The following is a 12369-nucleotide window of genomic DNA, read 5'->3' as shown; positions in this document are numbered from 1 at the left end:
CGGTAGCTGCCATGCCATGGATGGAGATGATCGATGAGCTGGAGCCCCTGTCCCGATCCGGTGTTGGGCGATCGCCGGACCACGGACGTCATCGAGACGCTGATCGTGCCGCGCGCGGTCGACCTCGGCGAAATGACGGTGCGGCGTGCCCTGCCTTCCACCAAGCGGCAGATGGTCGGCCCGTTCATCTTCTTCGACCAGATGGGACCGGCGGAGTTCCTGACCGACCAGGGCATCGACGTGCGTCCCCATCCGCACATCAACCTAGCGACGCTTACCTATCTGTTCGAGGGCGAGATCCTGCACCGCGACAGTCTGGGGACCGAGCAGACGATCGAGCCGGGTGCGGTGAACTGGATGCGTGCCGGGCGCGGCATCGTCCATTCCGAGCGCACCAGCGAGCAGCGCCGCCGCAATGGTCAGCGTCTGTTCGGGATCCAGACCTGGATGGCGCTGCCGGCGGCGCAGGAGGAGACCGATCCGGCCTTCCTGCACCACCAGGCGGACGCGCTGCCGGTCATCGATGCCGACGGGATCCGGGCGAGACTGATCGCAGGGCAGGCGTTCGGTGTTACCTCACCGCTCGCCACCGCGTCGGAGACGCTCTACGCCGACGTGCAACTCGGACCGGGTGCCCGGATGCCGATCGACGCGACCTACGAAGAGCGTGCGCTCTACACCATCGCCGGCACGATCGAGGTGGCGGGTGACCAGTTCGGGCCCGCCCAACTCCTGGTGCTGCGTCCAGGGGATGCCATCACCGTCACCGCGGTGTCGGCAGCGCGGTTCATGCTGTTCGGCGGCGCGCCGATGGAAGGGCCACGCTACATCTGGTGGAATTTCGTTTCCTCAAGGCCTGAGCGGATCGCAGCGGCCAAGGAGGAATGGGCGCGCGGCCGCTTCGACACCGTGCCAGGTGACGAGGCGGAGTTCATCCCTCTGCCCAACAGGCAGGATGACCCGCTGCGGGCGGAAGGAGGGGTGCACTATCCTTGACTGACTGTGGGCAGCGTCGCTGAGGTGACCAGTTCGCAGGCTGATCCGGCATGTCGCGGCTGGAGGGCTGCGTCGCCAGCTGGTGGCTGCCCAGGTGATCGAGGATGCGGAGACGCGCCTGCCCCGCCGGCCCTGCGGCTACCACGCCGTGCCGAAGCGGCTGTTCGGCAAGGCGCGGGGCGCCATGACCCAGGGTGGGTCGATCCACCAGACGAGCGCAGATGGCGCTTGTCTTGCGTCCAATAACGTATACGCTAGCGCATATGACAGTGGATGCTTCGATCGCTGATCCCGACCTGCGCGGCAGCCGCCGCGCCGCCGAGACCGCCTATGATCAGATGAAGCGGCGCATCCTCGATAACGAATATGCCCCAGGTGCCCAGGTCCTGGAGCAGACCCTGGCCGACGATCTCGGCATGTCGCGGACTCCGGTCCGCGAGGCCTTGATGCGGCTCGCCCGCGAGGGGCTGGTCGAGGTCGTGCCGCGCCACGGCATGCGGGTGCTGCCGATCTCACCGGACGACATGCGCGAGATCTACCAGGTGCTCGCCAGCCTGGAGCCTGCCGCCACCGAGATTCTCGCCGCGCGACGGCCCACCGCGCAGGAGGTGGCACCTCTGGCCCAGGCATGTGACGCCATGGAGGCGGCGCTGGAACGGGACGACCTGCTCGGCTGGGCCAAGGCCGACGAGTGCTTTCACTTCGCCCTGGTGAACCTGTGCGGCAATCGCCGTCTGGCGGCCATGGTGATGACAGTCTGGGAACAGTCGCACCGCGCGCGGATGTTCACCCTGCGTCTTCGGCCCAAGCCGGTCGAATCCACCCGGGAGCACCGCGCCGTGCTTCAGGCGATCCTGGCCGGAGAGCCCGAGCGGGCGCGGGAACTCTATCGCCGTCATCGTGAGCGCGCCGCCGCTGGCCTGCTCGACATCATCAACAAGTTCGGATTGAGCCGTCTATGAAGTCGCCGTCCAAGAAATCCAATGCCTTCAACATCGCTGTCATGCCCGGGGACGGCATCGGCATCGAGGTGATGGACGCGACCCTGGCCGTGCTGGACGCGGTCGAGCGTCGGCATGGCCTGGGCTTCCACCGCGACGTGCGCCAGGGCGGCGCCCATTATTTCCGCGAAACCGGCACCGCCTTGGACGAGGCTTCGTTCCAGGCCGCAGAGAAGGCCGACGCGATCCTGTTCGGCGCCATGGGCTGGCCGGACATCCGCTACGAGGACGGCACCGAGATCGCCCCACAGCTCGACCTGCGCTTCCGGCTGCGGCTCTATGCCGGCGTGCGGCCGATCCGTGCCGTGCCGGGCGTGCCGGCCACCTTGAATGATCCGCGCGCCAAGGACATCGACTTCGTGGTCCTGCGCGAATCCACCGAAGGCATGTTCGCCTCGCGCGGCAAGGGCGTCATCGAGGACGACCGGCTGGCCCGCGACACGATGGTGATCACCCGCGAGGTCACCGAGCGCCTTTCGCACTTCGCCTTCGACCTCGCCGCCAGGCGTGGCCAGCGCAAGGGCCGCAAAGGGACGGTGACGCTAGTCGACAAGGCGAACGTGTTCAAGTCCTTCGCCTTCATGCGATCGGTCTTCTACGAGGTCGCCGCCCTACATCCCGAGGTCGAGGCCCGCCACCACTACATCGACGCGATGGCCCTGGACTTGGTGCGCCGCCCCTGGGACTTCGACGTGCTGCCGATGGAGAACCTGTTCGGCGACATCATCTCCGACCTCGGCGCCGGCCTGATCGGCGGCATGGGCTTCGCACCGTCCGCCGACATCGGCGACGAGCACGGCCTGTTCCAGCCGAGCCATGGCAGCGCGCCGGACATCGCCGGCCGGGGCATCGCCAATCCCACCGGGATGATCCTCTCACTCGCCATGATGCTGGAATGGCTGGGCACCCGGCATGGCAGCGATGCCTGCATCGCCGCGGCCGAGGAAGTGCGCACGGCCGTCGATGCGGCATTCGGCTCGGGTGCCGTGCGCTCCTTCGACATCGGCGGCCAGGACGGCACCGGGGCCGTGGCCCGTGCGGTGATCGACCGGCTGGGAGGGTCGGCCTGACGCTCCGCTCGACGTTGCAGGGGCATGGGTGCCGGTGAGACCGGTGCCCGGTCTCCTGCAGAAGCCATCAGGGAGAAGCAGTAGAATGAAGAAGATCGCGACGCTCTCTGCCGTTGCCGCCTTGGGCCTCGGTGTTGCCACGGAAGCCCATGCCGAGGCCGATGCGCTGCGCGTCGCCAAGCAATATGGGCTGGGCTACATCCAGTTGATGATCATGGAGGAGGAGGGCCTCGTCGAGAAGCATCTCCAGAAAGCCGGCATGGGCGACGTGACGGTCGAGTGGGCGACCTTCCGGTCCAGCGACGTGATGAACGATGCCCTCATCTCCGGCAACATCGACTTCGCGAGCCTCGGCCCCACCGGCATCGTCACGATCTGGGAGCGCACCAAGGGCAGCTACGACGTGAAGGTGGCCGCCGGCCTGAACGCGCTGCCCTGGATCCTGACGGTGCGCGATCCGTCGATCAAATCCATCGCCGACTTCGACGACGACGACCGCATCGCCGTGCCGGCGGTGAAGGTCTCCGGCCAGGCCGCCGCCCTGCAGATGGCGGCGGCCAAGCAGTGGGGCGACGACCAGTTCGAACGCCTGGACCACCTGACCGTCTCTCTGTCCCATCCCGATGCCACCGCTGCGATGTTGGGTGGTCCCAGCGAGATCGTGGCGAACTTCACCTCGCCGCCCTATGGCCACCGACAGCTCAAGAACCCGAACATTCACGCGATCCTGACCTCCGGGGACGTGCTGGGCGGCCTGTTCTCGTTCAACGTCATCGCGACCACGGCCGCGTTCCGTGAGGACAACCCCACGCTCTACAATGCATTTCTAGGGGCCCTTCAGGAGGCTACCGACCGGGTGAACGCGGACATGGACTGGGCCGCCGACATGTACCTGAAGATCTCCAACGACCCGACGCCCAAGGAGGAGATCCTGGAGATCATGCAGGACAAGGAAGCTCGCTTTACGACCGAACCGCTCAATCTGGGTGCGTTCAGCGACTTCATGGCCCGTACTGGCCGGATCAAGGAGGCTCCCGAAGACTGGCGGGCCGAGATGCTGTTCCCTGAAGCGCAATAGCTTCAGCATCGGCTCAATCGCGCCACTGAAATCGCCGAGCCAAAGCCGAGACCCTCGGGTCGAGCCCGAGGGCAGACTTCGCCGCTCGGCAGCGATGCAGCGATGATCTGGGCAGGTGTGACAGGGGCGACTGCAGGGCATGAAGGCAGTCGTCCATTGGCAAGAGCGCAGTGTCGAACAGCGACAATGATCGCTTCCTCTCTCGGCTGTGCACGGTGGAAGGCGGCGCCTTGCCCCATCGGCGCATCCCTGGTGCAGGTCGTTTGCGCCGTTCTTGCACCGCACCGGGACTGGTGCAGCAGCGTCTAGATGTTTGTGTGGACGGCGCCCGCGGGTCCAGGGGGCTGGAGTAGCTGTTCCCGCCGGCGGGCGCGGCCTGGCCAGTGGCGCCAACGGCCGGACCGTGCAGCATGTCTTGCGGCACAATGGCAATGGGGGAGTTGGCTGGCTGCCGGACGGCGACGTTGACGCCGGTGGAGTTGCAGAGCCCTCTCTTTCATTGTGAAGCTGTTCGGGCCTCTGGTTGAAGTTGGTGATCTGAGTATTGGCGAAGCGCTTTGCCGAATTCACGTAGCGCGTCCGCTCCTCTGTCACCCAGTCCGCCCCTCATGTGGAGCGAACCGAGCTTATCCATCTGTCCGAATTTCGGAGGCTATCTCTCACTTCAGCCTCGCATCCTGTGGCCGTGCGAATTCTTTCAGAGACCGAGTGCGCGCTGCAGAGACGCCGCGAGATGGTCCTCCATCGCCCGCACCGCCGCCTCGGAGTCGCGCGCCCGCACCGCCTCCAGGATCCGCAGATGTTCGGTCATGGTCGAGGCGACGGTCACGCTCGACAGGAGGTAGAGATTGTCCAGGCGGATCAGACGGATCTGGTCCCTGGTGCGCTCGTAGATCTCGTTGATCAGTGGGTTGCGCAGCGCCGCCACCAGTGCTGCGTGCAACGCCACGTCCGTTGCGTGCGCCTGCCCGATCAACTCATCGGTGGAAACGCCCGCGCCGCTGTCGCGCATCACCTTCTGGTGTCGCTCGATCCAGGCCAGGACCTCCTCCATGCTCGCCCGCTCGGTGAACTTGCGGATCGCCTCGCATTCGATGATCCGCCGCAGCTGGAAAGAGTTGCGGATCAGGGTCAGGTCCGGCTTGACGATCCGGATGCCGGCGCGCGGCAGCATGGTGACCAGGCCCTCGCTCTCAAGGATCTGCAGGGCCTCGCGCAAGGGGCCGATCGGCACGTCCATCATCGCCATCAGCTCGGACTGGGTGATGGTGGCACCGGTGGGGATGCGCTGGTCGAACAGCATCTCCTTGAAGCGATGATAGGCCAGCTGTCCCGCTTTCATCGGGCGGCTGCCTCCATCCTTGCCTGGAAGCCTGACCGGATCAGAAGAGTTCATTGATTATCTCATAAGGCATGTTGAACAGATCATATGACAAAATTCTGCTTGCCGCGAGAGACGCTTCGGCAGCCGATCCTTACTGCTGGCTTGCCAGCAGCCGACAAACCTGTTGCCGCCAAGGTAATCTGATGCAATGTTTTGGCTCCGTTGATCGCATCACAAGGGCATGACAGTCGACGGCTGAACGTGCCCCAGGGTCATCAGAACCCAGGGAGGCGTCGAAATGACGACGAGTCGTCGGCAGATCCTGCTGAGCACCGTGCTGGCCGCTGCGGCGCTGCTCGGTACACGTGGCACCGCCAGGGCGGAAGGGCGCCTGACCTACTGGCATCCGCTGACCAGCCAGAGCGAGTTCGCCGGGCTGGAGCGGATCATCCAGATGTTCCAGGACGCCAACGCCGGCACGACGGTGGTCCAGGAGAACATCCCGAACAGCGAGTTCATGGCAAAGGTCACCTCGGCGATCCTGACCCAGAGCCAGCCGGACACGCTGATGGTGCTGGCTGAGCGGGTCGACGACCTGGTCGCCATGGAGGGCCTGGTCGACCTCACCGGGCAGGTGAACGGCTGGGAGCGCAGAGGCGATTTCGCCGACACCGCCTGGCAGGCCATCACCCGGGACGGGAAGATCTACGGGATTCCCGCCTTCACCTTCATCGACCTGCTGTACTACCGCACCGACTGGTTCGAGGAGGCCGGGATCGCCAGCCCGCCCAGGACCATGGACGAGTTCGCCCAGATCGCGGAGAAGCTGACCGATCCGGCCAAAGGCCGCTTCGGCTATGGCATGCGCGGCGGCCAGGGCGGCGACGTCTACATGGTCAACATCCTGCGGCAGTTCGGGGCCCTGACGGTCCAGGATGGCCGGGGCGTGCTCGACCGGCCGCTCGCCATCGAGGCCGTCGACTTCTGGACCGGCCTCGCCAGGCGCAAGTTGGTGCCGCCGAGCGCTACCAGCGACAGCTATCGCCAGGTGATGGAGGGCTTCCGCACCGGCCATACCGGGATGATCTGGCATCATACCGGCTCGCTGGTGGAGGTCACCACCGCCTTGAAGCCGGGCGAGCAGGTCATGACCGCGATGGTCCCGGCCGGCCCGGCCAACGACTATCGTCGGGTTTCCTACGGCTACAACAGCCTGATGAGCGATGCGCAGGCCGATGCCGCCTGGCAATGGGCGAGCTTCTGGGGCGAGGCTGAGCCCGAGATCGCGATGCTGGAGGCGACCGGCTACTTCCCGGCCTCGGCGCAGGCGCTGAAGGACCCGCGGATCGCGGACAACCCGATCTACCAGGCCGCCAGCGACACCCTGCCGGTGGGCGAGCCGCCCATCAGCTTCGTGGGCTCCAACCACTGGCGCGAGGACGTCGTTCTACCCGCCATGCAGAGCGTCATGATCGGCTCCGCCACGGTGGAACAGGCCGTCGACGTCATGATGAAGGGTCTGGACGACGCCTGACGCGTCGTCGCCCATTCTTCCTGGGACCATCCATGCAGATCACCGACATCCGCTGCTGGCTCGTCGAGGGCCAGCATCCCCGCTGGCCGTTCAAGTGGCGCAAGGGCCTGGATGGCTCCGGCGACGGCACGCCCATGCATAAGAAGCCGCTCGAAGCCATCATCCGCGTCGACACGGACGAAGGCATTTACGGCGCCATGCGCGTGCCGCAGGGGCCCTCGGTGATGAGCCTGGTCGAGCGCCGGCTGAAGAAGCTGGTGGGCCAGGACCCGCTGCTCACCGAGAAGCTGTGGTGGCTGGTCTGGGAGATCGATCGGGTCGAGGAGATCCCGGTGCGCCACTTAGGCATCCTCGACTGCGTCCTGTGGGACATCAAGAGCAAGAAGGCCGGCATGCCGGTCTACCAGATGCTCGGCGGCAATGACCCCAAGGTGCCGGTCTACGCGTCCACCATCACCTGGGACACGATGGACGAGTTCGAGCGGCACATCAAATACGCCATGGACAAGGGCTTCACCGCCTTCAAGCTGCATGCCTGGGGCGATGCCAAGGAAGACGCCAGGCTCTCGCGCAACCTGCGCAAGTGGACCGGTGACGATGCCGACCTGATGTTCGATGGCTCGGCCGGCTGGGACTATGTCACCGCGCTGAAGTTCGGCCGCGTCATGGAGGAGTGCAACTTCCTCTGGTACGAGGAGCCGATGCGCGAGTTCGAGCTGGGCTCCTACAAAAAGCTGTGCGACGCGCTCGACGTGCCGGTGCTCGCCGCCGAGACGCCGGACGGCTGCCACTGGAACATGGCGACCTGGATCCAGCTGGGCGCGCTCGACATGACCCGCACCAGCTGGTTCTTCAAGGGCGGCATCACCGGTGCGATGAAGGTCGCCCATCTGTCCGACAGCTTCGGCATGCGCTGCCAGGTCCACGGCATGGGCCTGCCCAACGCGCAGATCTGTGCGGCCATCCGCAACAACGACTATTACGAGCAGATCATCATGAGCGAGGCGCAGATCGACAACCTCGTCGAGCTGGGCCCGCTCGCGATCAGGGACGGCCACCTCACCGTGTCCGATGCGCCGGGCCTGGGCGAGGACTTCGACTGGGACTACGTCCAGCGCACGGCGCTGGCCAGCGTCTGAGCGGGCGACGATGGCACGCAGCTGGGACGGGGGCCGGCAGGAGGTAGCGGTCGGCCCCGATCGCTGGAACCCCTTCGGCCGGATCGCCGAGTTCTCCGAGCGCCGACACTGGGCCTGGTTCCTGCTGCTGCCCTGCGTCCTGATCGTGGCGCTGATCGTGATCTACCCGACCTTCTACGGCATCACGCTCAGCTTCCGCGAGATGCGCCTGACCCGGCCGGGCCTGGGCACCGGCTTCGTGGGCCTCAAGCACTACCTGGCGATCCTGCAGGACGGCACCTTCTGGCTGTCGGTCCGCAACACCCTCGCCTACACCAGCCTCGCCATCGTCCTCGAGCTGTCGCTGGGACTGGCCAGTGCGCTCGCCCTGAACCAGCGCCTGCCCGGCCTGCGCTTCCTGGGCGTGGTGATCCTGCTGCCCTGGTTCCTGCCGAACGTCGTGGCCGGCAACATGTGGGCGCTGATGCTGGATCCCAGGCTCGGCGTGATCAACGACCTGCTGGTCCGCGCCGGCATCCTGGACGGCTACCGCGCCTGGTTCGCCGATCCCGCCACCGCCCTGATCGCCGCGGTCGTGGTCGAAGCCTGGCACGGCTTCCCGTTCTTCACCCTGCTGCTCCTGGCCGCGCTCAAGGGCGTGCCCGACGAGCTGCACCAGTCCGCCGCGGTGGACGGCGCCACGGTCGTCGACCGCTTCTGGCACGTCACCCTGCCGATGCTGAAGATGGTGATCGTGGCTGCCGTCGTGCTGCGGGTGATCTCGATCGTGAACTCGCCCGACCTGCTCCTGATCCTGACCAATGGCGGCCCGGCCAACTCCACCATGGTCCTGTCCCTCTACGCCTTCCAGACCGCCTACCGGGCCTTCGACTTCGGCTATGCCGGCGCGCTGTCGGTGGTGATGCTTCTGCTCCTGATGCTGTTCTGCTTCCTCTACGTGAGGGCCTCCAACATCATGGCCAACTCGTGATCGTCGGCTCGCGCAGGTCGCGCCGCATCTGGGCTGTCGTGACCTATGCGACGATCCTGTTCTTCCTGCTGTTCACGACGCTGCCGCTGGTCTGGCTGGTGCTGACCTCGGTCAAGCCCGAGACCGACATCGTCACGGCTGCCGGGGTGAAGTACTGGCCCTCCAGCTTCACGTTCGAGCACTACGTCAACATCTGGTGGCAGTCGGGCTTCGCCGTCCTGGTGCTGAACAGCGCCAAGACCACCGCCATGACCATCCTGATCTGCCTGGTCGCCGGCAGCCTCGGCGCCTATGCCTTCTCGCGCTTCCGCTTTCCCGGCCGCAAGGAGATGCTGCTGGGCCTGCTGGTCGTGCGGATGTTTCCGGCGGTGGTGAAGATCATCCCGCTGTTCATCATCATGCGCGGCCTGGGCCTGCTAGACAGCAGCTTCGGCCTGGCGCTGGCCTATTCCAGCTTCCTCCTGCCCCTGTTCGTCTGGATCATGAAGGGCTTCTTCGACGCCCTGCCCGACGACCTGGAGGAAGCCGCCCGGATCGACGGCTGCACCCGGCTGGGTGCCATGGTCCGGATCGTCCTGCCGCTCGCCCGCAACGGCCTGGTCGCCACCACCGTGTTCGTCGCGATCGGTGCCTGGAACGAGTTCCTGTTCGCCCTGATGCTCACCACCAGCCAGGGCTCGCGTACCTGGCCGGTCGGGCTGCAGCTGATGATCGGCGAGTTCCAGCTGCCCTGGGGCATGCTGGCCGCCGGTGGCGTCATCAGCATCATCCCCGTCGTCGTCCTGTTCGCCTTCATCCAGCGCGTGCTCGTGAGCGGGCTCACCACCGGTGCGGTGAAGGGCTGAGGCCCGCCGCCAAGAAGGATCCATCCGACGTGCCGACCATCAAGGAAATCGAGTTCCAGACCTTCACCTTCCCGGTCGAGGGCCTGTCGATCGACCACAGCATGAACGCCGTCTACACGCCGGGCGGCCGCATCGAGCGCACCGGCTATGCCGTGCGCATCACCGACAGCGAGGGCTGCGTCGGCGAGTGGGTCAACGTCAACTATGACGCCACCCTGTACGCGCAGGCCCTGGCCTTGGCGAAGATGCTGATCGGCCGGGACGCCGACAGCCGCGAGCAGATGTACGACGACTGGAAGCGCGTCCAGCGCAAGACCTGGGGTCTCGGCTACGCCGACCTCGACATCGCGCTCTGGGACATGGCCGGCAAGCGCTACGGCGTGCCGGTCGCAAAGCTGCTGGGTGGCTTCCGCGAGCGCCTGCCCACCTATGCTAGCACCTTCCACGGTGACCGCAACGGCGGCCTGTCCTCCAAGGAAGCTTTCGCGGACTATGCCGAGTATTGCCACGAGCTGGGCTTTCGCGCCTTCAAGATCCATGGCTGGACCGACGCGGAGCGGCGCGAGGAGGCCGCCAACGTCCTGCACGTCGCGGCCAGGGTCGGGGACCGCATGGACCTGATGCTCGACCCGGCCTGCGAGCTGAAGACGTTCGGCGACGCGCTCTATGTCGGCCGCGCCTGCGATGAAGCCGGCTTCTTCTGGTACGAGGACCCCTATCGCGACGGCGGCTATTCCCGCCATGCCCACAAGAAGCTCCGCCAGATGCTCAAGACGCCGATCCTGATGGGCGAGCACGTGCGCGGCCTGGAAGCCAAGGCCGACATGATCGCGGCCGAAGCCACCGACTATGTCCGGGTCAACCCGACCCTCGACATGGGCATCACCGGCGCCATGAAGATGGTCCATCTGGCCGAGGCGTTCGGCCTGGACGCCGAGATGCACGGTGCCGGCCCCACGCAGCGCCACTGCATGGCGGCGATGCGCAACACGAACTACTACGAGCTGGCCCTGTGTGCGCCCAAGATCGGCAACCCGAAGCCGCCCATCTATACTTGCGGCTACAGTGACCAGCCGGAGGATGTGGGTGCCGATGGTTGCTTCCCTGTCCCTACCGGGCCGGGACTGGGCGTCGGCTATGACTGGAACTACATCGCGAGAAACCAGAAAGCGCTGGTTGTATTGAGGTAATATTAGGCTGGACATTTGCCAATGCAGATCCCGCTGCCCACCGCGATCGACTATTGCGGTACGATCGACGGCAGTGCGGGCATGCCGGTAGTCGGCGAGACCATGGTGTCCGGCTTCCGCCCGCAGGTCTTCGTGACCCGGGCCTATTCCGTCGGCGTCGCCGGCTTGGCGTCCGGGATGCCGGCGGTGGAAGCCATCCACGACGCGCTCGGTCGCCCGGCGGACTGGCCGTGACCACCCCGGTACTGGCGCTGGAGGGCGTGCGTAAGGAGTTCGGCGGCGTTGTCCCGATCGAGCGGATCGACCTGGAACTGCATGCCGGGGAGATCGTGGCGCTGCTGGGCGACAACGATGCTGGCAAGTCGACGTTGGTGAAGATCATCGCCGGGGTCCACCCACCTACTGCCAGGCGGATCCTGATGGATGGCAGCCCGATCAGCTTCCTGAACCCGTGCGCTGCCCAAGCGCACGGCATCCAGGTCGTCTACCAGGACCTGGCGCTGGCCGACCAGCAGCCGGTCTACATGAACATGTTCTCACTGACTGTCGGCAAAGTCACTGGGTGACCAGTTTGTAGGTCGATCAGGCATGTCCTCGTTGGGGAGCGCCATGCCTGATCGGCCCTATCCTACTGATCCGAGTGACGCGGCGTGGGCGGCGCTGGAACCGCTCCTTCCATTGCCTTCGCTGCTCCCGAGAGCCCAGCGGTGATGGCGGACGTGGAACGCTTTACCGACGCTGCGCCTGCTCGCGAAAGCGCAGTTGCATGGTGCGCGAGGGCCAATGACGATCTGGAACAGCATGCTTCCCGTACGACTTGGCACGACTACTTGCCCGGCGAGCGGATCGAGCGCTAGATGTTCGGTCCCAGGGTGTAGAGCTACAGTCGAGCCGCACACTTGGAAGGACGCGCTATGGGCCAGGTTCTTCACGGCCGCGCCACGACGACAGAGACAGTGCGTCGCGCGATCCAGGCTAGTGAAGCGAGCGTGAGGGCACTGGCCAGGCGCTAGGGCATCAGCCCGACCACCGTGCAGAAATGGCGCAAGCGGACCTTTGCCGCCGATGCGCCGATGGGGCCGAAGGCGCCGCGGTCCACCGTGCTGAGCCCCGAGGACGAGGCGGTCATCGTCGCGTTGCGGCGCTACACGCTCTTGCCGCTCGACGACTGCCTCTACGCCCTGCAGCCGACCCTGCCGCACCTGACCCGCTCCTCGCTGCA

General features: G+C 66.0%; 12 protein-coding genes and 1 pseudogene. 12 read left to right on the top strand and 1 reads right to left on the bottom strand.

Annotated features, from left to right (window positions below):
• Nucleotides 1-33: 33 nt before the first annotated feature.
• The 4 genes from VNS22_RS01465 to VNS22_RS01450 all read left to right on the top strand — a co-directional run bounded on the left by VNS22_RS01465 (nt 34) and on the right by VNS22_RS01450 (nt 4145).
• On the top strand, nt 34-996 hold the full coding sequence (locus VNS22_RS01465) for a pirin family protein (RefSeq protein ID WP_325728866.1): 963 nt from the start codon (nt 34-36) through the stop codon (nt 994-996).
• A gap of 269 nt (nt 997-1265) precedes the next feature.
• Entirely contained in the window at nt 1266-1958 is a 693-nt protein-coding gene (locus tag VNS22_RS01460; RefSeq protein ID WP_325728864.1) for a GntR family transcriptional regulator, read from the top strand.
• A complete protein-coding gene (locus VNS22_RS01455; protein WP_325728861.1) occupies nt 1955-3067 on the top strand; it encodes an isocitrate/isopropylmalate dehydrogenase family protein in 1113 nt (370 codons plus the stop codon). The genes VNS22_RS01460 and VNS22_RS01455 overlap by 4 nt, the downstream gene beginning before the upstream one ends.
• Before the next feature lie 85 nt (nt 3068-3152).
• Entirely contained in the window at nt 3153-4145 is a 993-nt protein-coding gene (locus VNS22_RS01450; protein WP_325728859.1) for an ABC transporter substrate-binding protein, read from the top strand.
• A gap of 697 nt (nt 4146-4842) precedes the next feature.
• On the opposite strand, the gene VNS22_RS01445 is transcribed toward VNS22_RS01450, so the two are convergent.
• Complete coding sequence (locus VNS22_RS01445) at nt 4843-5487, bottom strand: GntR family transcriptional regulator (RefSeq protein ID WP_325728857.1); 645 nt, start codon at nt 5485-5487, stop codon at nt 4843-4845.
• Between the two features lie 280 nt (nt 5488-5767).
• Here VNS22_RS01445 and VNS22_RS01440 point away from each other — a divergent pair, with 280 nt between their 5' ends.
• The 8 genes and pseudogenes from VNS22_RS01440 to VNS22_RS01405 form a co-directional block, all read left to right on the top strand.
• Nucleotides 5768-7003, top strand: coding sequence for an ABC transporter substrate-binding protein (locus VNS22_RS01440; RefSeq protein WP_325728855.1), 1236 nt, complete (start codon nt 5768-5770; stop codon nt 7001-7003).
• A gap of 32 nt (nt 7004-7035) precedes the next feature.
• Entirely contained in the window at nt 7036-8142 is a 1107-nt protein-coding gene (locus tag VNS22_RS01435; protein ID WP_325728853.1) for an enolase C-terminal domain-like protein, read from the top strand.
• 10 nt (nt 8143-8152) lie between these two features.
• The gene (locus VNS22_RS01430) at nt 8153-9112 is read left to right on the top strand and encodes a sugar ABC transporter permease (RefSeq protein WP_325728851.1); all 960 of its coding nucleotides are present in this window, start codon (nt 8153-8155) and stop codon (nt 9110-9112) included.
• A gap of 38 nt (nt 9113-9150) precedes the next feature.
• Nucleotides 9151-9957, top strand: coding sequence for a carbohydrate ABC transporter permease (locus tag VNS22_RS01425; RefSeq protein WP_325728849.1), 807 nt, complete (start codon nt 9151-9153; stop codon nt 9955-9957).
• A 29-nt stretch (nt 9958-9986) separates the two neighbouring features.
• Nucleotides 9987-11147, top strand: coding sequence for an enolase C-terminal domain-like protein (locus VNS22_RS01420; protein ID WP_325728847.1), 1161 nt, complete (start codon nt 9987-9989; stop codon nt 11145-11147).
• A gap of 21 nt (nt 11148-11168) precedes the next feature.
• Nucleotides 11169-11381 carry a hypothetical protein gene (locus tag VNS22_RS01415; RefSeq protein ID WP_325728845.1) on the top strand — a complete coding sequence of 71 codons (213 nt, stop codon included), beginning with the start codon at nt 11169-11171 and terminating at the stop codon, nt 11379-11381.
• On the top strand, nt 11378-11713 hold the full coding sequence (locus tag VNS22_RS01410) for an ATP-binding cassette domain-containing protein (protein ID WP_325728843.1): 336 nt from the start codon (nt 11378-11380) through the stop codon (nt 11711-11713). The genes VNS22_RS01415 and VNS22_RS01410 overlap by 4 nt, the downstream gene beginning before the upstream one ends.
• A 348-nt stretch (nt 11714-12061) precedes the next feature.
• Nucleotides 12062-12369: pseudogene (locus VNS22_RS01405) on the top strand (IS481 family transposase); the annotation flags it as partial.

Origin of the sequence: Geminicoccus sp., assembly GCF_035556675.1 — a bacterium.
Classification (GTDB): Bacteria; Pseudomonadota; Alphaproteobacteria; order Geminicoccales; family Geminicoccaceae; genus Geminicoccus.
The sequence above is the reverse complement of the archived record's forward strand: the minus strand, read 5'-3'. Positions and strand labels throughout refer to the sequence as shown.